The sequence below is a fragment of the Streptomyces sp. NBC_00986 genome (genome assembly GCF_045162565.1).
Taxonomy (GTDB): domain Bacteria; phylum Actinomycetota; class Actinomycetes; order Streptomycetales; family Streptomycetaceae; genus Streptomyces.
Window position 1 is genome coordinate 4,233,769 of record NZ_CP108733.1, and the last position, 22,577, is coordinate 4,256,345.

A 22,577-nucleotide genomic window follows, 5' to 3' on the forward strand; every position below is an offset into this window, starting at 1 on the left:
CGGGCGGGCCCTATGCCAAGAGGAGGAACACGTGGGGCAACTTAACAGCGGGGGGCGGGGGTTGACCAAGGCTTTTCCGAGCAGGCATCGTCAACACCGGCGTCGGCCGGCGCCCTCGGGGACGCGACCGGCCACAACCGACCCGCACGCGCCGTGCAGGCGCACCCGGCAGCCGGGAAGGCGCCCCGCACCCACATACACGTCACCCCTGTGTAAGCCCCGCCACCAACTCGTCCGCCGCCCGGTACGGGTCCAGCTCCCCCGCCACGATCCGCTCCGCGAGCGCGCTCAACCGGCGGTCTCCGTGCAGGTCGCCGATGCGGGCGCGCAGGGCCGTGACCGCGATGGTCTCGACCTCACGGGCCGCCCGGGCCGCGCGGCGCTCCGCGAGGACACCGTGCTCCTCCATCCACGCCCGGTGCTTCTCCAGCGCCTCCACGACCTCGTCGATGCCCTCCGCGCGGGAGGCGACCGTCTTGACGATCGGGGGGCGCCAGTCGCCGGGGCCGCGGGACTCGCCGAGACCGAGCATGTGGTTCAGCTCGCGGGCGGTCGCGTCGGCGCCGTCGCGGTCGGCCTTGTTGACGACGTAGACATCGCCGATCTCCAGGATTCCGGCCTTCGCCGCCTGGATGCCGTCGCCCATCCCGGGGGCCAGGAGCACGACAGAAGTGTCCGCCTGGGAGGCGATCTCGACCTCCGACTGGCCCACCCCGACCGTCTCGACCAGGATCACGTCGCAGCCCGCCGCGTCGAGGACGCGGATGGCCTGCGGTGCGGACCAGGCCAGACCGCCGAGGTGGCCGCGGGTGGCCATCGAGCGGATGTAGACGCCGGGGTCGGAGGAGTGGTCCGACATCCGAACGCGGTCGCCGAGCAGGGCGCCGCCGGAGAACGGCGAGGACGGGTCGACGGCCAGGACGCCGACCCGCCTGCCCTGCTTGCGGTACGCCGTGACCAGCGCGGACGTGGACGTGGACTTGCCTACGCCCGGCGATCCCGTGAGACCCACGACGTAGGCCCCGCCGGTCAGCGGTGCGAGGGTCGCCATGACCTCCCGGAGTTGGGGGGACGCCCCCTCCACCAGGGAGATCAGCCGGGCCACGGCCCGCGGCCGGCCTTCCCTGGCCTGGGCCACCAGCGAGGCGACGTCCTGCATCACGGCTCCGATCCCTTGCGGATGTGCGAAAAGGTACTGCTGCTCAGGCCTTGGGTACCCGCACGATCAGCGCGTCACCCTGACCGCCGCCGCCGCACAGCGCCGCCGCGCCGACCCCGCCGCCGCGCCGCTTGAGCTCCAGGGCCAGGTGCAGGACGAGCCGGGCGCCCGACATGCCGATGGGGTGGCCCAGGGCGATGGCGCCGCCGTTGACGTTCACCTTTTCCGTGGACACCCCGAGGTCCTTCATTGACTGGACCGCCACGGCGGCGAAGGCCTCGTTGATCTCGATCAGGTCGAGGCTCTCGACCTCCAGGCCCTCCTTCTTGAGGGCGTGCAGGATCGCGTTCGAGGGCTGGGACTGGAGGGAGTTGTCGGGTCCCGCCACATTTCCGTGGGCGCCGATCTCGGCGATCCACTCCAGGCCCAGCTCCTGCGCCTTGGTCTTGCTCATCACGACCACGGCCGCCGCACCGTCCGAGATCTGCGAGGAGGTACCGGCGGTGATCGTGCCGTCCTTGGTGAACGCCGGGCGCAGCTTGCCGAGCGACTCGACCGTGGTCTCCGCGCGGATGCCCTCGTCCTTGCTGAAGACGACCGGCTCGCCCTTGCGCTGCGGGATCTCGATGGGGGTGATCTCGGCCTCGAAGACGCCGTTCTGCTGGGCGGCCGCCGCCCGCTGGTGGGACAGGGCGGCGACCTCGTCCTGCTCGGGGCGGGCGATGCCCAGGCGCGTGTTGTGCTTCTCCGTGGACTCGCCCATCGCGATGTTCTCGAAGGCGTCGGTCAGGCCGTCGTAGGCCATCGCGTCGAGCATCTCGATCGCGCCGTACTTGTAACCCTCACGGGACTTGGGGAGCAGGTGGGGGGCGTTGGTCATGGACTCCTGGCCGCCCGCGACGATCACGTCGAACTCACCTGCACGGATGAGCTGGTCGGCGAGCGCGATGGCGTCGAGGCCCGAGAGGCACACCTTGTTGATGGTGAGCGCGGGGACGCTCATGGGGATGCCCGCCTTGACGGCGGCCTGGCGTGCCGGGATCTGCCCTGCCCCGGCCTGGAGCACCTGGCCCATGATCACGTACTGCACCTGGTCGCCACCGATACCCGCACGGTCGAGGGCGGCCTTGATCGCGAAGCCGCCGAGATCGGCTCCGGAGAAGGACTTCAGGGAGCCCAGCAGGCGTCCCATGGGCGTCCGGGCGCCCGAGACGATCACCGAGGTCGTGCTGTTCGTTCCAGACATGAGGTGCGATCCCCTTCCAGCGTGTTTCAGCTGAGGAGTGAACGAGGGTTTACTTGAAATGTACTGAGCGGTAGTCCGCCCCGTCATCGGGCCGTCGGTGTGATCGCGCGCACGTTGCGTAACCATCGCGTGAGCGCTGCACTACATACATGCTGACGCGAATCGACCACATCGGGATCGCCTGCTTCGACCTCGACAAGACAGTCGAGTTCTACCGGGCCACGTACGGCTTCGAGGTGTTCCACTCCGAGGTCAACGAGGAGCAGGGCGTGCGCGAGGCCATGTTGAAGATCAACAACACGGACGACGGCGGCGCCTCCTACCTCCAGCTCCTCGAACCCACCCGCGAGGACTCCGCCGTGGGGAAGTGGCTGGCCAAGAACGGGGAGGGCGTCCACCACATCGCCTTCGGTACGGCGGACGTCGACACCGACTCCGAGGACATCCGCGGGAAGGGCGTACGCGTTCTGTACGAGGAGCCCCGGCGCGGTTCCATGGGGTCCCGGATCACGTTCCTGCACCCAAAGGATTGCCATGGCGTACTGACAGAACTGGTCACTTCGGCGCCTGTTGAGTCACCTGAGCACTGACCCTCGTACATATGGGCCGGTAGGGTTGGGGTCGGTCGTCGCTCGCAACCAGGGCAACGGCATGCCGGGGTCCGGGTTTCGGGGGGCGAGCGTCGGGCAGCAGCCCATGCTCCGTCGTTGATCTGACACCATTCCCCGGGAGCACCGTTCGGTGGATGGACGGCGCTCGTTGGAGTAAACCGCGACCAGGGGACGGATGGGACCGCGCAGTGCGGGGCTACGAACGCCAGGAGCGAGAGCCGGCGGCTGACGTCGACCACCTCTCTCGGTTCGAGGCCGAGATGGAGCGGCTGAAGACCGAGCGGGAAAAGGCGATCCAGCATGCCGAGGACCTCGGCTACCAGGTCGAGGTGCTGCGCGCCAAGCTGCACGAGGCGCGCCGCACCCTCATGTCCCGACCGGCTTACGACGGCGGTGACATCGGCTATCAGGCCGAGCAGATGCTTCGTAATGCCCAGGTCCAGGCCGACCAGTTGCGGCAGGACGCCGAGCGGGAGCTGAGCCAGGCCCGCGCGCAGACCCAGCGCATCCTCCAGGAGCACGCCGAGCAGGCCGCGCGCCTCCAGGCGGAGCTGCACACGGAGGCCGTGACCCGGCGCCAGCAGCTCGACCAGGAGCTGGCCGAGCGCCGGCAGACCGTCGAGTCGCACGTCAACGAGAACGTGGCGTGGGCCGAGCAGCTCCGCGCCCGCTCCGAGTCGCAGGCCCGCCGGCTCGTGGACGAGTCGCGCGCCGAGGCCGAGCAGGCGCTGGCCGCCGCCCGCGCCGAGGCCGAGCGCGTCGCCACCGAGGCCCGCCAGCGGCTGGAGATCGACGCCGAGGCGGCCCGCGCGGAGGCCGAGCAGCTGCTGCGCCGCGCCCGCACGGACGCCGAGCGGCTGCTGAACGCGGCGTCCTCGCAGGCCCAGGAGGCCACCGACCACGCCGAGCAGCTGCGCAGCTCCACGGTCAACGAGTCGGATTCCGCCCGCCGTCAGGCCACCGAGCTGAGCCGGGCCGCCGAGACCCGCATGGCCGAGGCCGAAACCTCACTGCGCGAGGCGCGCCTCGAGGCGGAGAAGGTCCTCTCCGAGGCGAAGGAAGCCGCCGCCAAGGCCCTCGCGAGCGCCGAGTCGGCCAACGAGCAGCGCACCCGTACGGCGAAGGAGCAGGTCGCCCGGCTGGTGACGGAGGCCACCAAGGAGGCCGAGTCCACCAAGTCGGACGCCGAGCAGGTCGTCGCCGAGGCCCAGGCCAAGGCCGACAAGATCGTCGCGGAGGCCGAGGAGAACGCGCGCAGCCTCACCGCCGAGGAGACCGCCTCCCAGCTCGCGAAGGCCGCCCGTACCGCCGAGGACGTCCTCGACAAGGCGTCCGAGGAGGCCAAGAACACCACGAAGGCCGCCACCGAGGAGGCCGAGCGGATCCGCTCCGAGGCGGAGGCCGAGGCCGACCGGCTGCGCGCCCAGGCGCACGACATCGCCGAGGGCCTCAAGGGCGCGGCGAAGGACGACACCAAGGAGTACCGGGCCAAGACGGTCGAGCTGCAGGAGGAGGCGCGCCGGCTGCGCGGCGAGGCCGAGCAGCTGCGCGCCGACGCGGTCGGCGAGGGCGAGCGCATCCGCGCCGAGGCCCGCCGTGAGGCCGTCCAGCAGATCGAGGAGGCGGCCAAGACCGCCGAGGAACTGCTGTCCAAGGCCCGCGCGGACGCCGACGAGCTGCGCCAGACCGCCACCACGGACAGCGAGAAGGTCCGCACCGAGGCCATCGAGCGCGCCACCACCCTGCGCCGGCAGGCCGAGGAGACCCTCGACCGCACCCGCAAGGAGGCCGAGCGGCACCGCTCCGAGGTCATCGAGCAGTCCGAGGGCATCAAGGCCGACGCCGAACAGGCCGCCCGCGACCTGCGCGACGAGACCGAGCGGGCCATAGAGGCACGCCGCGAGGAGGCCGCCGAGGGCCTGACGCGGCTGCACACGGAGACCGAGGAGCGGCTCGCCGCTGCCGAGCAGGCGCTCACCGACGCCCGCGAGGAGGCCGAGCGGATCCGCCGCGAGGCCGCCGAGGAGACCGAGCGGCTGCGCGGCGAGGCCGCCGACCGCATCCGCTCCCTCCAGGCACAGGCCGAGGCGGAGGCCGACCGGCTGCGCAACGAGGCCGCCGCCGACGCGTCCGCCTCCCGCGCCGAGGGCGAGGCCATCGCCGTACGCCTGCGGTCCGAGGCGTCCGCGGAGGCCGAGCGGCTCAAGACCGAGGCGCAGGACACCGCCGACCGGGTCCGCGCGGAGGCGCAGGCCGCCGCCGAGCGGCTGGCCACGGAGGCGTCCGAGACGCTGGCCGCCGCCCAGGAGGAGGCCGTACGACGTCGTCGTGAGGCCGAGGAGCTGCTCGGGTCGGCCCGTGAGGAGGCCGGGCAGGAGCGCGAGCGGGCCCGCGAGCAGAGCGAGGAGCTGCTGGCCTCGGCGCGCAACCGCGTCGAGGAGGCGCAGTCCGAGGCCGTACGGCTGGTCGAGGAGGCCGACCGGCGCGCCACCGAGATGGTGTCGGGCGCCGAGCAACACGCCCAGCAGGTACGGGAGTCCGTCGCCGGGCTGCACGAGCAGGCGCAGGAGGAGATCGCCGGGATCAGGTCGGCCGCCGAGCACGTGGCGGACCGCACCCGGCGCGAGGCGCAGGAGGAGGCGGACCGGGTCCGCGCCGACGCGTACAGCGAGCGGGAGCGGGCCACCGAGGACGCCAACCGCGTCCGGCGCCGGGCGGCCGAGGAGACGGACGCCGCCAAGGCCCTTGCGGAGCGCACCGTTTCGGACGCGATCGCGGAGGCGGAGCGGCTGCGGTCGGAGTCCGCCGAGCACGCCCAGCAGGTGCGTACGCAGGCCTCGGACACGATCGCGCAGGCCGACCAGGACGCGGCGCGGGCCCGGGCGGACGCCCGCGAGGACGCCAACCGGATCCGTTCGGACGCGGCGACGCAGGCCGACACCCTCATCACCGAGGTGACGGCGGAGGCGGAGCGGCTCCAGACGGAGACCATCAACGAGGCTGAGCGAGTGCGGTCCGAGGCCGTGGCCAAGGCCGAGAAACTCATCGCGGACGCGACCGGGGACGCGGAGCGGCTGCGGGCCGAGGCCGCCGACACGGTGGGTTCCGCGCAGCAGCACTCCGAGCGGATCCGCAGCGAGGCCGCCCGCCTCAAGGCGAACGCGGAGGCGGACGCGGAGCGGGTCACCTCGGCGGCGCGCGAGGAGTCCGAGCGGACGCTGGACGAGGCCCGCAAGGAGGCCAACAAACGGCGCTCCGAGGCGGCCGAGCAGGTCGACACCCTCATCACGGAGACGGCGGCCGAGGCCGACAAACTGCTCAGCGAGGCCCAGCAGCAGGCGCAGAAGACCACGGCGGACGCCGAGGCACAGGCCGACTCGATGGTCGGCGCGGCCCGCACCGAGGCGGACCGGCTGGTGTCCGAGGGCACGGTCGAGGGCAACTCCCGGGTGGAGCGGGCCCGTACGGACGCGGACGAGCTGTTGGTCGGCGCGCGCCGGGACGCCACCGCCATAAGGGAGCGGTCCGAGGAGCTGCGCGACCGCATCACGGCCGAGATCGAGAACCTGCACGAGCGGGCCCGCCGTGAGTCCGCCGAGACGATGAAGTCGGCCGGCGACCGCTGCGACGCGCTCATCAAGGCGGCCGAGGAGCAGCTCGGCAAGGCCCAGATGAAGGCCAAGGAGCTGGTCTCGGAGGCCAACTCCGAGGCGGGCAAGGTCCGTATCGCCGCCGTGAAGAAGGCCGAGGGTCTCCTCAAGGAGGCCGAGCAGAAGAAGTCCACGCTCATCCGCGAGGCCGAGGAGCTGAAGGCGGAGGCGATCCGCGAGGCCCGCCGCACGGTCGAGGAGGGCAAGCGCGACCTCGAAGTGCTCGTCCGCCGCCGCGAGGACATCAACGCCGAAATCTCCCGTGTCCAGGACGTCCTGGAAGCGTTGGAGTCTTTCGAGGCCCCGACAGCGGCCAAGGACGGCGGGGTCAAGGCGGCAGCCACGGCGGGCGCAACTCGTTCGGGTGGCAAGTCTGTCGAAGGTTAAGAAACCCCTGTGAGGTTAGGGGTGTTCTGGGGCCTTTGACCCGGTCTTTGGCAAGCGGTCGGACGGTTAGCCACTCAAAAGAGGTGTCATTCTCCAGATCAAACACGTATCCGCTCGATGACACACCGCTTCGGCCCCTAGGATTCCACCTATCACCTCACCGGTCTCATTCGACAGGAACCCCATGAGCGACACTTCCCCCTACGGCTTCGAGCTTGTGCGGCGTGGGTACGACCGCGCTCAGGTGGACGAACGCATCTCGAAGCTCGTCTCCGACCGTGACAGCGCTCTGGCCCGTATCACCGCTCTCGAGAAGCGCATCGAGGAGCTCCACCTCGAAACGCAGAACGCCGCGGCCCAGGTAAGCGACGCCGAGCCGTCGTACGCCGGCCTCGGCGCGCGGGTCGAGAAGATCCTCCGCCTCGCCGAGGAAGAGGCCAAGGATCTGCGCGAGGAGGCACGGCGCGCGGCCGAGCAGCACCGCGAACTCGCGGAGTCCGCTGCCCAGCAGGTCCGCAACGACGCAGAATCGTTCGCTGCGGAGCGCAAGTCCAAGGCCGAGGACGAGGGCGTCCGGATCGTCGAGAAGGCCAAGAGCGACTCCGCCCAGCTGCGTGGCGAGGCTCAGAAGGACGCGCAGCAGAAGCGCGAGGAGGCCGACGCCCTCTTCGAGGAGACCCGCGCCAAGGCCGCGCAGGCCGCCGCCGACTTCGAGACGAACCTCGCCAAGCGTCGCGAGCAGTCCGAGCGCGATCTGGCGTCGCGTCAGCAGAAGGCCGAGAAGCGCCTCGCGGAGATCGAGCACCGCGCGGAGCAGCTCCGGCTCGAGGCCGAGAAGCTGCGTACGGACGCGGAGCGTCGCGCCCGTCAGACGGTGGAGACGGCTCAGCGCCAGGCCGAGGACATCGTGGCCGACGCCAACGCCAAGGCCGACCGCATCCGTTCGGAGTCCGAGCGCGAGCTGGCCGCCCTGACGAACCGTCGCGACAGCATCAACGCCCAGCTGACGAACGTGCGCGAGATGCTCGCGACCCTCACCGGAGCCGCGGTGGCCGCCGCGAGCTCCCCGGTCGAGGAAGAGCCGATCTCTCGTGGAGTTCCGGCTCAGCAGTCCCGCTGAGCAAGCGTTTGCCACACGGCTGAGGCCCGCATTCCCTTCGGGGGTGCGGGCCTCAGCCGTGTCCGCCGTGTCCCGCCAGCAGCGGCAGATACACGTCGTCCACGATCTCGACGAGCGCGGAGTCGGCGACCGGGTCGCGGGAGATGACCATCTCGTAGCGCAGCAGCTGGGCCGGGACGGTGACGACCCGTCGGGGCAGGTCGGCAGTGGGGATCTCGCCCCGCTCCACGGCCCGTTGAAGCAGCGTCAGCAGGATGTCGTGCATGATCCCGAACACCTTCGGGTCCAGGTCGGGCGCCTCCGCCAGCAGGCCCCGGATGACATCGGGCCCGATCTCCCGTTGCCGCACGACCATCAGCCGCAGCAGGGTCAGCACGTCCGCGCGCAGCTCCCCGGTATCGGGCAGCTGGTCGACGATGAAGCCGGTGCGGTGCGGCATGGCGGCCTTGACGAGCTCGGCGCGGTTGGCCCAGCGCCGGTAGAGGACCTGCTTGCCGGTCCTGGCCCGGGCCGCGACGCCCTCCATGGTGAGCCGGGCGTAACCGACCTCGGCCAGCTCCTCCCACACGGCGTCCAGGATGTCGGCCTCCAGCGCGGCCCCGCGCCGCCGCGTCTGCTCTGCGGCCATCACCGGCACCCCCAACTCCTACTAGGAGACCTTGCGTCTCTTATCGGGTCCAGCCTATCGTGGCCCTTTAGAGACGCAGCGTCTCTAAAGGGGGAACCGCCATGCCCGACACCACCGTCCGCCCCGCCGAACACCTCGACCCGGCCGTCCGCAAACTCGCCGGCATCCTCGTCCTCGGCGCCCTCGCCCCGCTCCTCGACAGCACGATCGTCTCCATAGCCCTGCACACCCTGGGCCACGACCTGGGCGCCTCCACGACGAGCCTGCAATGGGTCAGCACCGCGTATCTACTCGCCCTCGCCACGGTCGTCCCGGTCTCCGGCTGGGCCGTCGAACGCTTCGACTCCCGCCGCGTCTGGCTCGGCGCGCTGGTCCTCTTCCTCGCCGGATCGCTCCTCTGCGGGCTCGCCTGGAGCATCGGCTCGCTGATCGCCTTCCGGGTCGTCCAGGGAGTCGGCGGCGGACTGCTGCTGCCCGTCCTGCAGACCCTGGTCATGCGCGCCGCCGGCGGCCGCAGCCTCGGCCGCCTGATGGCGGTGATCACCCTGCCCGCCATGGTCGTACCGATCCTCGGCCCGGTCGTCGGCGGCCTGATCGTCGGCCACCTCAGCTGGCGCTGGATCTTCTACGTCAACCTCCCCGTCTGCCTCCTGGCCCTCGCCCTGGCCTGGCGCGGCGTCCCGAAGGACACCCCGCGCCCCGGCCACCGCCTGGACCTGACCGGCCTCCTGCTCCTCTCCCCCGGCCTCGCCACGCTGGTCTACGGCCTGTCCGAGACCGGCGCCGCCCGCGCGACGGCGATCCCGGTGGGCGCCGTACTGATCGCCCTGTTCGCCCGGCACGCGCTGCGCGTCCGCGAACCCCTCGTGGATCTACGGCTGTTCCGGGACCGCGCGTTCGCCGTCTCCTCGATCCTGACGTTCCTGAACGGGCTCGCCCTGTTCGGCGGGATGTTCCTGCTCCCCCTCTACTACCAACAGGCGCGCGGCGAGGGCGTGATCGCGGCCGGGCTGCTGCTGGCGCCGCAGGGTCTCGGCAGTCTGCTGGCCCGGGTCACCGGACCGTTGACCGACCGGCTCGGGCCGCGCCCGGTCACCGTGGCGGGCATGCTGCTGTGCGCGCTGGGCACCCTCCCCTTCCTTCTCCCGCACCCCGGTGCCGGCCTGCTGCTCGGCGCGCTGGTCGTGCGCGGGCTCGGGGTCAGCGCGGCCAACATGGCGGTCATGGTGGGCGCGTACCAAGGTCTCGACCGGGCCCGTATCCCGCACGCGAGCACCACCGTCCGGATCGTGCAGCAGCTCGGCGGCAGCGTGGGCACCGCCGTACTGGCGACGGTCCTCGCGCACGGGCACGGCAGCACGGCGTTCCCGCACGCGTTCGCCTGGGCGACGGCGTTCACCGTTGTTGCCTGCGTTGTCGGACTCTGTTTGCCCGTTCGGGTGGCATCCGCCGAACGCCCGTCTTAGCGTGGCCGCATGATCGAGCTCTCGGGGCTGACAAAGCGGTACGGCGACAAGGTGGCGGTCAACAACCTCACCTTCGCCGTCAGACCCGGCATCGTCACGGGCTTCCTCGGCCCGAACGGCGCCGGCAAGTCGACGACCATGCGCATGATGCTCGGTCTCGACCGGCCGACCGCCGGGGACGTGCGCATCGACGGCCAGCACTACGACCAGCTCAAGGACCCGCTGAAGTACATCGGCGCCCTCCTCGACGCCAAGGCCATGCACGGCGGCCGCAGCGCCTTCAACCACCTGCTGTGTCTCGCGCAGAGCAACGGCATCTCGAACGCCCGGGTGCACGAAGTACTCGACACCGTCGGGCTCACCGCCGTCGCGAAGAAGAAGGCCAAGGGGTTCTCTCTCGGCATGGGCCAGCGGCTCGGCATCGCCGGCGCGCTGCTCGGCGATCCGGAGATCCTGATGTTCGACGAGCCGGTCAACGGCCTCGACCCCGAGGGCATCCACTGGATCCGCAACCTGATGAAGTCCCTTGCCGCGCAAGGCCGTACGGTCTTCGTCTCCTCGCACCTGATGAGCGAGATGGCGCTGACGGCCGATCACCTCGTCGTCATCGGCCAGGGCCGGCTCCTCGCGGACACCTCCATGGCGGACTTCATCCAGCAGAACTCGCGGTCGTACGTCCGGATCCGCACCCCGCAGCGCGAGCGGCTGCTCGACGTGCTGCACCAGGCCGGGATCACCGTGGTCGAGTCCGGCAGCGGGGTCCTCGAAGTCGACGGGGCCAAGTCCGAGCAGATCGGTGAGCTGGCCGCGTCGCACCAGCTCGTGCTGCACGAGCTGAGTCCCCAACAGGCCTCCCTGGAGGAGGCGTTCATGCAGTTGACCGCGGAGTCGGTGGAGTACCACGCGCATTCCGACGCACCATCCCCCGTGGCACCTGCTCCGCAGCAGGGCTGGGGCGACGGCTGGAAGAAGGGCTGACATGGCGGCGACCCAGGTCATCCGCTCGGAGTGGACCAAGATCCGTTCCGTCGCGTCGACGGTGTGGACGCTCTCGCTGGCCGTGGTGGTGACGATCGGGCTCGGCATGCTGATCTCGGCGCTGTCGAAGAGCCAGTTCGACGACATGAGCGCCAAGGACAAGCTGTCCTTCGACCCGACGTTCATCAGCTTCGCCGGGATGAGTCTCGGTCAGCTCGCGATGATCGTGTTCGGGGTGCTGGTCGTGTCGAACGAGTACAGCACCGGCATGATCCGCACCTCGCTCGCGGCCGTCCCGCAGCGCGGCACCTTCCTGTTCAGCAAGATCGCGGTGGCCGCGGGGCTGTGTCTCGTGGTCGGCCTGGTGACGAGCTTCCTCACGTTCTTCCTGGGGCAGGCGATGCTCGGCTCCCACAAGGCGGAGATCGGCGACCCGGGCGTGCTGCGCGCGGTGATCGGCGGCGGGCTCTACATGACCCTGATCGCGCTGTTCTCCATGGGCGTCGCCTCGATGCTGCGCTCGCCGATGCTGTCGCTGGGCATCCTGATGCCGTTCTTCTTCCTGATCTCCAACATCCTCGGCAACGTCTCCGCCACGAAGAAGATCGGCCAGTACCTGCCCGACCAGGCCGGCAGCAAGATCATGCAGGTGGTCACGCCGGTGGACGACTCGGCGCCGTACGGACCCTGGGGCGGGTTCGGGATCATGGCCCTGTGGGTGCTCGCCTCGCTCGTCGGCGCCTACGTCCTTCTGAAGCGCCGGGACGCCTGACTCGGGGTCTCGACTTCGGGCGTTGCTTTACTTTCTCTTGGGCGGAACCGTCAGCGCCCCGATATCCTCCTAACCCTTACGGGGGCGTGTGCCCTGCTGTCCTGATCCTTTCGATGGGTGCGGAGCATGATCGAGGCTGTCGGCCTGACCAAGCGCTACGGCGACAAGACCGCCGTGTACAACCTTTCCTTCCAGGTGCGGCCCGGTGCCGTCACCGGTTTCCTCGGGCCCAACGGCTCGGGCAAGTCGACGACGATGCGCATGATCCTCGGCCTGGACAACCCCACGTCAGGACAGGTGACGATCGGCGGCTTCCCCTACCGCAAACTGCCGAACGCCCCCAGACAGGTCGGTGCCCTGCTCGACGCCAAGGCCGTGCACGGCGGCCGCAGCGCCCGCAGCCATCTGCTGAGCCTGGCCCAGCTCTCGGGCATCCCGGCCCGGCGTGTGGACGAGGTGCTCGGGGTCGTGGGCCTCCAGGACGTGGCGAGAAAGCGCTCCAAGGGCTTCTCCCTCGGCATGGGCCAGCGGCTCGGCATCGCCGCCGCGCTCCTCGGCGACCCCCAGGTGCTGCTCTTCGACGAGCCGGTCAACGGCCTCGACCCCGAGGGCATCCTCTGGGTGCGGAACCTGATGAAGGCGCTCGCGGCGGAGGGCCGTACCGTCTTCGTCTCCTCGCACCTCATGAGCGAGATGGCGCTGACGGCGGACCACCTCATCGTGATCGGGCGCGGGCAACTCCTCTCCGACATGAGCGTGCGGGACTTCATCTCGGCGAACTCCGCCGACTTCGCGCGTGTGCGCACGCCGGACACCGAGCCCCAGCTGCGCGAGAAGCTCACCTCCGCGCTGACCGAGGCGGGCGGCCATGTGCTGCCCGAGCAGGACGGCGGGCTGCGCGTCACGGGGCTGCCGCTGCCGCGCATCAGCGACATCGCCCACGACACGGACGTACGCCTGTGGGAGCTGTCCCCGCATCAGGCCTCGCTGGAGGAGGCGTACATGCGGATGACGCAGGGCGCCGTCGACTACCGCTCGACGATCGACCAGAAGGCCGGTCTGATGCAGCAGCTGCCGCCGGGCGCGCAGCCGCCCATGCCGGTACCGGGCCAGGGCCAGCCGGGCTGGTACGCGCCGCCGTCACCGCAGCAGGGCGGCCAACCGTTCGCGATGGGCCGGCCCCCGGCGAATCCTTACGGCACCCCGAATCCGTACGGCGCCCCTGCGGCGCCCGTGGCGGCAGCGCCCGGCCCGTACGGGCCTCCGGCACCCCTGACCCCGCAGGCGGCGACACAGCCGCCCCAGGGCCCGGCTCAGGGTGCCCCGGCGGTTCAGGCCCCGGCGGCCGCTCCCGCTCCGGTCGCGGATGCGACCCCGGCCCCCGCCGCTCCCGCCCCCTCCTCCGCCGCCGACCTGACCAAGCCCGAGGACGCCCGATGAGTACGCCCCAGCCCCCGATGCCGCAGGCAGCCGCGCCCAACTGGCAGGCGGCGAACGGTCCTTCGTACGGCGGGTACACCTCGCCGATCCCGGTGGTGCGCACGCACCTCGGGCACGCGCTCGCCTCCGAGTGGACGAAGATCAAGTCGGTGCGCTCGACGATCTGGACGCTCGGCGTGTTCGTGGTCCTCGTCGTCGGCATCGGCCTGCTCGCCGGCGTCGTGGTCAGCAACTCCTCCTCGGAGCTGAACGGCGAGAACCCGCTGTCCTACGGCTTCTTCGGGCTGCTGCTCGGCTGCATGTGCATCATCACGCTCGGCGTGCTGACCACCGCCTCGGAGTACGGCACGGGCATGATCCGCACGACGATGACCGCCTGCCCCAGCCGCGGCCGGGTCCTCGCCGCGAAGTCGATCGTGTTCTTCGGGGTCGCCTTCGTGGTGACGCTGGTGGCCTCGGGGTTCATCGCCTTCGTGGACGCCTCGCTGCTGGAGAACAACGGCGCGAAGGACCCGTCCGCCGGCGAGTGGTTCAAGGGAACCGTCGGCGTCTCGCTCTACATCGCGCTGCTCGGGCTGCTCTCGCTGATCGTCGGCTCGATCATCCGGCACTCGGCGGGCGCTATCACCGTCATGATCGGCGCGGTGCTCGCCCCACTGGTCATCGCGCTGTTCATGTTCTCGCAGTCGCTGGAGGACGTACGCCAGAAACTGTTCGAGTACTCGATCCCGAACCAGCTGAGCGTCTTCTACTCCAACTCCCTCTCGGATTCCGGCCCTTCGGGCTGGGACCCGCTGTGGATCATCGTGGGCGTGACGGCCGTGGCGTTCGCGGGCGCGGTCGCGCTGCTGGAGAAGCGGGACGTGTGAGCAGTACCACTCTTTGAAGGGTCGACCTAGAACCGAGGCGCGTTCCTGGACCGCTGCACCCGTGTGGTGCGGCGGTCCTTCGCGTTCCAGCAGGCCTTGTGCCAGTGGCGGCGGTCGTCGACGCCCGCGTGCTCCGGCCAGGCCACGACGTGCGGGACGCCGGAGGGGATCTGCTGGTCGCAGCCGGGGCAGCGGTACGTCTTGCCCTGCGCGCTCGCCCCGGCGACATGGCGCACGCTCCACTCCTCGCCCTGCCAGTGCTCCGTGGACTGCCAGCCGCCGTAGCGGCCCGAGGGCTCGTCGTCGGCACTCTGGCCGGAGGAACCGGACTCCTTGGGTCGGTTGCGACGCGGGGACACAGAACACCTCACGGGGCTATACAGGAGGCAAGGGCTGTGTCCAGCCTACGTGGCGCGGACAGGGGTACGCGAAGGGCATCAACCCGTACAAGTCCCCCTCGGGACCGCGCATTCTGCAGACAATCCGCAAATCTCTCTGCCAGGCCGTGTCCTCGGCACGTGTCGGGCGGTTATGCCCGGTGGGGGAGCTCCGTGTCGGAGCCAAGGAAGCAGGAAAAGCCATGCGCGTCGGAAGTTTTGTGTTGGCGGCCCAGTTCCCGGGGCAGGGCCAGGGGGAGGCCCTGCACCGCGCGGTCCGCTCGGTGGAGGTCGCGGAGGAGGCCGGTCTCGACACGGCCTGGCTGGCCGAGCACCACTTCGTGCCCTACGGCACCTGCCCGTCCGCGGTCACCCTGGCCGCGTTACTGCTGGGCCGCACCCAGCGCATCCGCGTCGGCACCGCGGTCAGCGTGCTGCCCACCGTCCACCCGGTCGCCCTCGGCGAGCAGGCCGCGCTGCTGCACGTGACGAGCGGCGGGCGCTTCTCGCTGGGCGTGGGGCGCGGCGGGCCGTGGGTCGACCTGGAGGTGTTCGGCTCGGGTCTCGCCGCGTACGAACAGGGGTTCCCGGAATCACTCGATCTGCTGATGCGCTGGCTGCGCGAGCCGTCGGTCGCGGGCACCGGGGACCGCTTCGCGTTCCGTGAAGTGCCCGTCGTACCACGGCCGTCGGAGGCGCTGTCGGACGCGCCGGGCCCCGAGGTCGTCGTCGCCTGCACCTCGCCCGCGAGCGTGCGGCTGGCGGCCGAGCGGGGCCTGCCGATGCTCCTGGGCATGCATGTCGGGGACGAGGAGAAAGCCGAAATGGTCGCCCTGTGGCGGCAGTCGGCGCGGGCGGCCGGGCGGCCGGCGGAGGAGATCCGCGGCGCGGCCCATGTGTCTGCCGGTGTCTGCCAGATCGCGGACAGGCGTGCCGACGCGGTGGAGGCCCTGGTGAAGGCGATGCCGGGCTGGCTGAAGCAGGGGCTCGACGCCCATGTGACGGTGGACGACCGCGAGCGCCGGATGCGCGACCCGCGCGCGTACACCGAACTCCTCTGCGGACTGCACCCGGTGGGCACCCCGCGGCTGTGCGCCGACCGGCTCGCGGCGACCTCGGAGCGGACCGGCATCTCCCGCTTCGCGCTGCTCGTCGAGGGGTCCGGGGACCTCGCGGCGACCGAGGAGAACGTACGGCGGCTCGGCGCCGAGGTGCTCCCCCACCTCGGCTGAGCGAACCGCGCTGGACGATCCGCGGGGAGCCTGCCGCCCCGTACAGAGCACCTCCCGCGTACGGAGCGGCAAGCAGTGCGCCGTCCGCCGCGTCAGCAGTCCCTGAACTCCGGGGACTGGTTCAGCAGCTGACTGCGCACCGAGGTGAAGCGGGCCAGCGTCTCGTCGACCGAGCCGTCCAGCGGGAACACCGCCACCCGGTGGCAGTTCTGGAAGGCAAGGCGTACACCGAAGTGCCGCTGCAGCGCGCCGCGTATCGCGTCACTCGCGAGCGCACGCAGCAACTGACCGCGTGCCTGCTCGTCCGGCGGCGGCGTCTGGTTGTCGGCGAACGCACCGCCGTCGACCTTCAGCTGAGCCACCAGGGAGCTGACCATCTCCCATGCGTAAGGCAGGGAGGTCCGGACGCAGTCGACGAATTCAGCTTCGTCGACCTCGCCTCGCTCGGCCTTTTCGAGTAGGGCCGGTGAGACGTCGAGCGACATGGGTTCTCCTCTCGCACCCCCAACGCGCAGGGGTTGCCGGACAGGTAAGGGAGTCCGCGATTACGAACACGCTGCGTACACGTCTCGCGACCTCCCGTTTATACGGTAGGCAACGGAGGATGGCGGCACCAGGAGAATGCGTACATAGGGAACTCTCAATAGGCCCACAATCGGCCATGAATGAACAACGGGCGTCACGGGTCTTCCAGGGCGAATCGCGTGCACCTACGCCAGTCGAGTAGCGTTGCCGACCATGCGTCTCGTCATTGCCCGGTGTTCCGTGGACTACGCGGGCCGGCTCACCGCCCACCTGCCCTCCGCCCCCCGTCTCATCCTGGTGAAGGCGGACGGCAGCGTCTCGATCCACGCGGACGACCGGGCCTACAAGCCCCTCAACTGGATGTCTCCGCCCTGCACGTTGAAGGAGGGTTCGGGCGAGGACGAAGGCGTCTGGACCGTCATCAACAAGGCGGGCGAGAAGCTCATCATCACGATGGAGGAGATCCTCCACGACTCCTCGCACGAACTCGGCGTGGACCCCGGCCTGATCAAGGACGGCGTGGAAGCGCACCTCCAGGAGCTGCTCGCCGACCGCATCGACACCCTCGGCGAGGGCTACACGCTGATCCGCCGCGAGTACATGACGGCCATCGGCCCGGTCGACATCCTGTGCCGGGACGCCGAGGGCCAGACCGTCGCGATCGAGATCAAGCGGCGCGGCGAGATCGACGGCGTGGAGCAACTCACGCGCTACCTGGAACTGTTGAACCGCGATCCCCACCTGGCCCCGGTCCGCGGCATCTTCGCCGCCCAGGAGATCAAGCCCCAGGCCCGCGTCCTCGCCACCGACCGCGGCATCGGCTGCACGGTCCTCGACTACAACGCCCTGCGCGGCATCGAGGACGACAAGCTCCGCCTGTTCTGAGCCCGTTCTGAACAACCGTCACCAGACACCGACTTCACCACGCCGAAAAGGGCCGGTTCCGATCATCGGAGCCGGCCCTTTCGTGTCGTACGGAGGGTCAGATGACGGCACCCGCACTACTCGACGTGTCCGCGCTCGCACTCTCGGGCGCGGCCGAACTGGTCGTCTCGACGGGGGCACTTGAGGCTGCGCCGCTTGCCGAGGTGTCGGTGGACGGGGCGCTGGACGTGTCCGACGGCGACGGTGATGTGGTGTCCGTCGGCGCGGAGGTGGTCGGCGAAGCCGGGGTGGTCGGAGTCGTCGGCTTCGACGTGGACGGGCTCGGCGAAGCAGGTTTCGACGTCGTGGGCTTGGACGGCGTCGGCGTCGTCGACCCGTTGCCCGAACCGTGCGTCCCGGTCGGGTTGTCCGAAGGCTGGCCGCTGCTGCCCGGCGGCGTCGGGTCGTCCGACGTGCCGTAAGTCCCGTCCGGGCCCGGGTCGGTGGGCCGGCTGGTCGCCGTACCGGTGTCGTTCTTGTCGCCGTTCTTCGCCTTGTCGGCGCCGAGGCTGTCGTCGTCGGTGCCCTGGCTGGCGGACGGGTTGACGCCGACCTTGTCGGACGGGTTGTCGGCGTTGTTGTTGGACGTGGCGCCGAGGGTGACGACCGTGCCGAGGACGGCGGCGAGCAGGACGCCCGCGCCGGCCGCGACGAGGTTGCGCCGGGCGTAGCCGCGCAGGCCGCCCCGGGCCTTGTTGTGGGGCTTCGGGGGCGAGGGCTGGTGCGCGACGAGGGTGTAGGAGGTGTCGCCGGGCAGCTGGAGCGGCGGGAAGGGCGTCGGTATGCCGCCGGGCGGCGTGGCCGACTCCTCGTAGCGCGCGTCCGGTACTTCCTCGCCTGCCGTGGCGCCGGGGCCGAGCGCGATGCCGGAACGGTCGGCGACCAGGGCGAGGGCCCGGCGGCCGGCGACGGCGCCGCGCTTGTCGGCGGCCTCGCCGCGCAGGCCGATGGACGACTCCAGTTCGGCGCGGGCCCGGTCGAGGTCGCCCTCACACAGCGCGAGGACGCCCAACTCGTGCTGGAAATAGGCCTGTTCACTCACATCGGCGGCGAGCTGCGCGGCCTCGAAGCCGGAGCGCAGCACCCGCTCCCAGGCGCTCCAGTGCAGTCCGGCGGCGAACGCGGGCGCCGCCGTGCGGGCGAGATGGACGGTGGTGCTCTCCTCGCCGTCGCCGGGCGGGGTTGTCGCCGGCAGGAGGGCGACGAGCGCGGCGAGCAGGGCGTCCGCCTCGGCGCACACACGCGCGGGCGTGACCGAGGGGTGCCCGGCCCACCAGGAGTAGTGCAGGGCGGCGATGAGGGCGCCGGACGCGACGTCGTCGCCGTATCCGGCGGCCTCCAGCTGGGTCTGGACGCCGGTGGCGAGCCGGTAGCGGGAGCCGACCGGGGAGACCAGTCCGCAGCCCGCGAGTTCGCCGAGGGCGGCGTCCGCGTGGGTGTCGCCGACGAGCGCGGGCAGATGCGCCTGGTGCGGCACCTCGCCGCCGAGCGCGACGGCGAAGCGCAGGGTGGCCCGGGCCGACGTGCTGAGCCGCGAGGCGAGCAGCGGCGCGGGCGCGGCGGCCTCCCCGAGGGACGGCAGGGGTACGGCGTCGTCCTCGTCCAGTTCGAGCGGCGGGGCGTCGAAGGGCTCGTCGACCGGGGGCGCGTCCTGGAAGACGCCGAACTCCTCGACGGCGCTGGTGCCGACGCGCAGTTGGTCGCGCTGGCGGAGCAGGGCACCGGCCTGGACGAAGCGCAGGGGCAGGCCCTCGGACTCGAAGTACAGATCGCCCGCCCAGTTCGCCTCCTCCTCGGTGAGGACGCGGCCCACGGCGTGCTCCAGGACCTCCACGGCGCCGGAACGGCCCAGACCGCCGAGGAAGACCTCCTCGATGGCGGAGTCCGCGGACGGTGCCGGGACATCCGGGGTCGCGGCGATCAGGAAGGCGCACTCGGGCGTCGCGTCGAGGAGTTCGTCGAGGGCGGCGGCGCCGAACTCGATGTCGTCCAGGACGACGACCGCGCCGATCTCCCGCGTCAGCGCGAGGAGTTCCTCCCGGCCGGGCCGGTGCAGGGGTGCGTCGTAGACGGCGTAGAAGAGGTCGTGGAGAAGGTCGTCGGCGGTGCGGTGGAAGCCGGTGAGGCGGATCACGCCGTCGGGGGCGAGGTCCAGGCAGTCCTCGGCGACGAGGTCGAGCAGGCTGGTGCGGCCGGAGCCCGAGGGGCCGGTGAGGCGTACGGAACGGCCGCGGGCGAGCAGCCGTACGAGACGCTCGCGCTCGTCCTGGCGCTCCAGGAGCGGCAGTTCGGGGCGGTTCAGGCCGGGCGGGACCGGGGGCCTGGCGGCGCGGGCCGCCTCGGCGCGCTCGGCAGCGCCGAACTTCGCGGGCCGGCCGGGCCGCTGTCCGGGCGGGCAGGCCTCGATCTCGCTGCCGTCGACGGGGTTGACGGTGAGCAGGAAGTCACCGGTGACCAGTTGCACGGTGCGGGCGAGTGCGGGTGTGTGCTGGCCGAAGTCGGGTGTGAGGGGTTCCCGGGGCGGGCGCTGACGTGACGACGTGTCGTCGCCGTCATGGCCGTACTCCTCGGGTCCCCGGTCGATCGGGTCCATAGGTCCAAGCCCCCCAAAAGCGTCGTGTGCGGGTCGACAGGACCCAAGGCCCCTCCCGGCCTTGTGCACACCGCGCTGTCGCTTCTGGTCCGGGCCCGCTCGAAGGGTTGTAAGGCAGCGGGCGACCGAACCCTAAACCTTGGCACAGTATCTACGACAGCCCGGGGTACCGCGCCGTCCGAGACGTCACAGTCTCATGAGGATTGTGCGCGGTACGTGTTTCGCGAGCCCCCGACCGGGCCTCTTCCGAAAAGCGTGCCACTTTCAGCGAAAGTGTCACACTTTGGGATCACACCCTGGGAAGGGACTCGACCCCGATCCCGCCCTCGATGGCGAGGATGCGGTGCAGCCGGGTGGCCACGAGCAGGCGCTGCATCTGCGGCGGTACGCGGCGCAGCACCAGGCGGCGGCCGCAGCGGCCGGCCCGTCGGTGGGCTCCCATGATGACGCCGAGGCCGGTGGCGTCCCAGGAATCGAGCTCGGACAGGTCCAGCACCAGATCGCCGACTCCGTCGTCGACGGCCGAGTGCAGGACCGTACGGGCGTCCGCCGCGCTGCGGACGTCGAGGCGGCCCCCGACGACCAGCTCGACGTGGTCGCCCCTGATGTACATATGCGCTCCCCGTGAGTGCGGTGGCGTACTCCGTGATGTAGGTGATGCAACCTCTGACTGCGTGAAGTGCCACGAGGTTGCCGTCTGTGAGCGAACCGATACCGAATTCACCCGTGCGTGTGATGGGGCAGGGGCGTGTGCGGTTTCAGTGCTTGTAGAAGCCCTGCCCGCTCTTGCGTCCGATGTCACCGGCGTCCACCATTCGGCGCATCAGCTCCGGCGGGGCGAACTTCTCGTCCTGCGACTCGGTGTAGATGTTGCTCGTCGCGTGCAGCAGGATGTCGACGCCGGTGAGGTCCGCGGTGGCCAGCGGGCCCATCGCGTGACCGAAGCCCAGCTTGCAGGCGAGGTCGATGTCCTCGGCGGTGGCGACGCCCGACTCGTACAGCTTCGCCGCCTCGACGACGAGCGCCGAGATGAGACGGGTCGTCACGAACCCGGCCACGTCACGGTTGACGACGATGCAGGTCTTGCCGACGGATTCGGCGAACTCCCTTGCGGTGGCGAGGGTTTCGTCGCTCGTCTTGTAACCGCGCACCAGCTCGCACAGGCCCATCATCGGGACCGGTGAGAAGAAGTGCGTTCCCACGACGCGCTCCGGACGCTCCGTCACGGCCGCGATCTTCGTGATCGGGATGGCGGAGGTGTTGGAGGCGAGGACGGCGTCCTCGCGCACGATCTTGTCCAGCGCGCGGAAGATCTCGTGCTTGATTTCGAGCTTCTCGAAGACGGCCTCGACGACGATGTCCGCGTCGGCGACGGCGTCGAGATCGGTGGTCGCGGTGATCCGGCCGAGGGCCGCGTCGGCGTCGTGCGCCTCCAGCTTGCCCTTGCTCACGAACTTGTCGTACGAGGCCTTGATGCCGTCGGTGCCACGCTTCAGGGCTTCGTCGGTGACATCGCGCAGGACGACGTCCCAGCCCGCCTGCGCGGAGACCTGGGCGATACCGGAACCCATGAGTCCGGCGCCGATGACGGCAAGCTTCCGTGCCACTGTGCGACTCCCCTTTGAAACGCTTACAGCGTGTATCCAAATGCCTCTCGGCGGACACTAGCGAAGCTGCGGCGCTGTGTGACCGGTTAGTAACGCGCGTCACGTCTCATCTGACGGACATCACACCGGCACGGGTCATTCGACCCCCCGTACGGCCTAGTTGAGCACCCGCACACCCTGACTACGCTGGCCGCATGGTCAATCTGACGCGCATCTACACCAGGACCGGCGACCAGGGCACCACCGCCCTCGGCGACATGAGCCGGGTCGCCAAGACGGACGTCCGGATCTCGGCGTACGCCGACACGAACGAGGCGAACGCGGCGATCGGCACGGCCATCGCCCTCGGCGCCCTCCCCGAGGACATCACCAAGGTCCTCACCCGCGTCCAGAACGACCTCTTCGACGTGGGCGCGGACCTGTGCACGCCGGTGGTCGAGAACCCGGAGTTCCCGCCCTTGCGTGTCGAGCAGTTCTACGTCGACAAACTGGAGGCGGACTGCGACCACTTCAACGAGCAGCTGGAGAAGCTCCGCTCCTTCATCCTCCCCGGTGGCACCCCGGGCGCGGCCCTGCTCCACCAGGCGTGCACGGTCGTACGTCGCGCGGAGCGGTCGACCTGGGCGGCGCTGGAGGTGCACGGGGAGGTGATGAACCCGTTGACGGCGACCTACCTCAACCGCTTGTCCGACCTGCTGTTCATCCTGGCCCGATCGGCCAACAAGGAGGCGGGGGACGTCCTTTGGGTTCCCGGCGGGGAGCGCTGAGCGACTGTCAGAGACTGCGGGTAGTCGATACAGGTCGTCGCCGAGGCGGCTCGGCGCATGGAGGCCGCGCGGAGCCGTCGTCCGGTTGCCGGCCTTCGGCCGGTGGCGATGAACTCGCGGGCCTACGTCACGCCCCGCCCGGCGCCGGCCTGCCGAAGATGTCCGCGAGCACGTCCGCGAGGGTGGCGTGCGGATCGCGCTGGGCGATGAAGACGCACGTCAGCGA

The 22,577-nt window shown here is 70.7% G+C and carries 19 protein-coding genes; 11 read left to right on the forward strand and 8 right to left on the reverse strand.

The annotated features are described in order from the left end of the window. Positions 1 to 202: 202 nt before the first annotated feature. Both meaB and OG504_RS18155 read right to left on the reverse strand, forming a co-directional pair. Positions 203 to 1,159 (reverse strand): methylmalonyl Co-A mutase-associated GTPase MeaB, encoded by a 957-nt coding sequence (gene meaB, locus OG504_RS18150; protein WP_405996368.1) that lies wholly within the window; start codon positions 1,157 to 1,159, stop codon positions 203 to 205. A 43-nt stretch (positions 1,160 to 1,202) separates the two neighbouring features. Further along, on the reverse strand, positions 1,203 to 2,405 hold the full coding sequence (locus OG504_RS18155) for an acetyl-CoA C-acetyltransferase (protein ID WP_405990767.1): 1,203 nt from the start codon (positions 2,403 to 2,405) through the stop codon (positions 1,203 to 1,205). A gap of 149 nt (positions 2,406 to 2,554) precedes the next feature. Here OG504_RS18155 and mce point away from each other — a divergent pair, with 149 nt between their 5' ends. The 3 genes from mce (at position 2,555) to OG504_RS18170 (ending at position 8,173) form a co-directional block, all read left to right on the forward strand. After that, a complete protein-coding gene (mce, locus tag OG504_RS18160; protein WP_033285428.1) occupies positions 2,555 to 2,995 on the forward strand; it encodes a methylmalonyl-CoA epimerase in 441 nt (146 codons plus the stop codon). A gap of 209 nt (positions 2,996 to 3,204) precedes the next feature. Then, entirely contained in the window at positions 3,205 to 7,053 is a 3,849-nt protein-coding gene (gene scy / locus OG504_RS18165; RefSeq protein ID WP_405990768.1) for a polarized growth protein Scy, read from the forward strand. 184 nt (positions 7,054 to 7,237) lie between these two features. Continuing rightward, entirely contained in the window at positions 7,238 to 8,173 is a 936-nt protein-coding gene (locus OG504_RS18170; protein WP_405990769.1) for a cellulose-binding protein, read from the forward strand. A 52-nt stretch (positions 8,174 to 8,225) separates the two neighbouring features. Here OG504_RS18170 and OG504_RS18175 read toward each other — a convergent pair whose 3' ends face one another. After that, positions 8,226 to 8,801: a TetR/AcrR family transcriptional regulator gene (locus OG504_RS18175; RefSeq protein WP_405990770.1), complete on the reverse strand. Its 576-nt coding sequence runs from the start codon at positions 8,799 to 8,801 to the stop codon at positions 8,226 to 8,228. Positions 8,802 to 8,902: 101 nt separating this feature from the next. On the opposite strand from OG504_RS18175, the gene OG504_RS18180 reads away from it, so the two are divergent. The 5 genes from OG504_RS18180 (at position 8,903) to OG504_RS18200 (ending at position 14,326) form a co-directional block, all read left to right on the forward strand. After that, positions 8,903 to 10,267, forward strand: coding sequence for an MDR family MFS transporter (locus OG504_RS18180; protein ID WP_405990771.1), 1,365 nt, complete (start codon positions 8,903 to 8,905; stop codon positions 10,265 to 10,267). Positions 10,268 to 10,276: 9 nt separating this feature from the next. Then, positions 10,277 to 11,245, forward strand: coding sequence for an ABC transporter ATP-binding protein (locus tag OG504_RS18185; protein ID WP_405990772.1), 969 nt, complete (start codon positions 10,277 to 10,279; stop codon positions 11,243 to 11,245). Between the two features lies 1 nt (position 11,246). Beyond that, entirely contained in the window at positions 11,247 to 12,017 is a 771-nt protein-coding gene (locus OG504_RS18190; RefSeq protein ID WP_405990773.1) for an ABC transporter permease, read from the forward strand. 126 nt (positions 12,018 to 12,143) lie between these two features. Then, positions 12,144 to 13,457, forward strand: coding sequence for an ABC transporter ATP-binding protein (locus OG504_RS18195; RefSeq protein ID WP_405990774.1), 1,314 nt, complete (start codon positions 12,144 to 12,146; stop codon positions 13,455 to 13,457). Next, positions 13,454 to 14,326 carry an ABC transporter permease gene (locus tag OG504_RS18200; RefSeq protein WP_405990775.1) on the forward strand — a complete coding sequence of 291 codons (873 nt, stop codon included), beginning with the start codon at positions 13,454 to 13,456 and terminating at the stop codon, positions 14,324 to 14,326. Before OG504_RS18195 ends, OG504_RS18200 begins: the two co-directional genes overlap by 4 nt. 26 nt (positions 14,327 to 14,352) lie before the next feature. Here the strand turns inward: OG504_RS18200 and OG504_RS18205 are convergent, their stop codons facing one another. After that, positions 14,353 to 14,685: an ATP/GTP-binding protein gene (locus OG504_RS18205; RefSeq protein WP_405990776.1), complete on the reverse strand. Its 333-nt coding sequence runs from the start codon at positions 14,683 to 14,685 to the stop codon at positions 14,353 to 14,355. A 221-nt stretch (positions 14,686 to 14,906) separates the two neighbouring features. On the opposite strand from OG504_RS18205, the gene OG504_RS18210 reads away from it, so the two are divergent. After that, complete coding sequence (locus OG504_RS18210; RefSeq protein ID WP_405990777.1) at positions 14,907 to 15,935, forward strand: LLM class flavin-dependent oxidoreductase; 1,029 nt, start codon at positions 14,907 to 14,909, stop codon at positions 15,933 to 15,935. A gap of 92 nt (positions 15,936 to 16,027) precedes the next feature. Here the strand turns inward: OG504_RS18210 and OG504_RS18215 are convergent, their stop codons facing one another. Beyond that, positions 16,028 to 16,420, reverse strand: a complete 393-nt coding sequence (locus OG504_RS18215; protein ID WP_033285417.1) for an SCO5389 family protein — start codon at positions 16,418 to 16,420, stop codon at positions 16,028 to 16,030. Between the two features lie 253 nt (positions 16,421 to 16,673). Between OG504_RS18215 and nucS the strand changes: the two genes are divergently transcribed. Further along, positions 16,674 to 17,345: an endonuclease NucS gene (nucS, locus tag OG504_RS18220; protein ID WP_405990778.1), complete on the forward strand. Its 672-nt coding sequence runs from the start codon at positions 16,674 to 16,676 to the stop codon at positions 17,343 to 17,345. A gap of 97 nt (positions 17,346 to 17,442) precedes the next feature. Here the strand turns inward: nucS and OG504_RS18225 are convergent, their stop codons facing one another. The 3 genes from OG504_RS18225 to OG504_RS18235 form a co-directional block, all read right to left on the reverse strand. Beyond that, positions 17,443 to 19,977, reverse strand: a complete 2,535-nt coding sequence (locus OG504_RS18225; RefSeq protein WP_405990779.1) for an ATP-binding protein — start codon at positions 19,975 to 19,977, stop codon at positions 17,443 to 17,445. Positions 19,978 to 20,266: 289 nt separating this feature from the next. Continuing rightward, the gene (locus OG504_RS18230) at positions 20,267 to 20,590 is read right to left on the reverse strand and encodes an STAS domain-containing protein (RefSeq protein WP_019060737.1); all 324 of its coding nucleotides are present in this window, start codon (positions 20,588 to 20,590) and stop codon (positions 20,267 to 20,269) included. A gap of 145 nt (positions 20,591 to 20,735) precedes the next feature. Continuing rightward, positions 20,736 to 21,584, reverse strand: a complete 849-nt coding sequence (locus tag OG504_RS18235; RefSeq protein ID WP_318018851.1) for a 3-hydroxyacyl-CoA dehydrogenase family protein — start codon at positions 21,582 to 21,584, stop codon at positions 20,736 to 20,738. A gap of 194 nt (positions 21,585 to 21,778) precedes the next feature. Here OG504_RS18235 and OG504_RS18240 point away from each other — a divergent pair, with 194 nt between their 5' ends. Further along, complete coding sequence (locus OG504_RS18240) at positions 21,779 to 22,351, forward strand: cob(I)yrinic acid a,c-diamide adenosyltransferase (RefSeq protein ID WP_405990780.1); 573 nt, start codon at positions 21,779 to 21,781, stop codon at positions 22,349 to 22,351. The last annotated feature ends 226 nt before the right edge of the window (positions 22,352 to 22,577 follow it).

Bases quoted from the DNA above. Each gene is read 5' to 3' on its own strand.
- meaB (WP_405996368.1), bottom strand. From the start codon at position 1,159: ATGCAGGACGTCGCCTCGCTGGTGGCCCAGGCCAGGGAAGGCCGGCCG.
- OG504_RS18155 (WP_405990767.1), bottom strand. From the start codon at position 2,405: ATGTCTGGAACGAACAGCACGACCTCGGTGATCGTCTCGGGCGCCCGG.
- mce (WP_033285428.1), top strand. From the start codon at position 2,555: ATGCTGACGCGAATCGACCACATCGGGATCGCCTGCTTCGACCTCGAC.
- OG504_RS18170 (WP_405990769.1), top strand. From the start codon at position 7,238: ATGAGCGACACTTCCCCCTACGGCTTCGAGCTTGTGCGGCGTGGGTAC.
- OG504_RS18175 (WP_405990770.1), bottom strand. From the start codon at position 8,801: ATGGCCGCAGAGCAGACGCGGCGGCGCGGGGCCGCGCTGGAGGCCGAC.
- OG504_RS18180 (WP_405990771.1), top strand. From the start codon at position 8,903: ATGCCCGACACCACCGTCCGCCCCGCCGAACACCTCGACCCGGCCGTC.
- OG504_RS18185 (WP_405990772.1), top strand. From the start codon at position 10,277: ATGATCGAGCTCTCGGGGCTGACAAAGCGGTACGGCGACAAGGTGGCG.
- OG504_RS18190 (WP_405990773.1), top strand. From the start codon at position 11,247: ATGGCGGCGACCCAGGTCATCCGCTCGGAGTGGACCAAGATCCGTTCC.
- OG504_RS18195 (WP_405990774.1), top strand. From the start codon at position 12,144: ATGATCGAGGCTGTCGGCCTGACCAAGCGCTACGGCGACAAGACCGCC.
- OG504_RS18200 (WP_405990775.1), top strand. From the start codon at position 13,454: ATGAGTACGCCCCAGCCCCCGATGCCGCAGGCAGCCGCGCCCAACTGG.
- OG504_RS18210 (WP_405990777.1), top strand. From the start codon at position 14,907: ATGCGCGTCGGAAGTTTTGTGTTGGCGGCCCAGTTCCCGGGGCAGGGC.
- OG504_RS18215 (WP_033285417.1), bottom strand. From the start codon at position 16,420: ATGTCGCTCGACGTCTCACCGGCCCTACTCGAAAAGGCCGAGCGAGGC.
- nucS (WP_405990778.1), top strand. From the start codon at position 16,674: ATGCGTCTCGTCATTGCCCGGTGTTCCGTGGACTACGCGGGCCGGCTC.
- OG504_RS18225 (WP_405990779.1), bottom strand. From the start codon at position 19,977: ATGGACCCGATCGACCGGGGACCCGAGGAGTACGGCCATGACGGCGAC.
- OG504_RS18230 (WP_019060737.1), bottom strand. From the start codon at position 20,590: ATGTACATCAGGGGCGACCACGTCGAGCTGGTCGTCGGGGGCCGCCTC.
- OG504_RS18240 (WP_405990780.1), top strand. From the start codon at position 21,779: ATGGTCAATCTGACGCGCATCTACACCAGGACCGGCGACCAGGGCACC.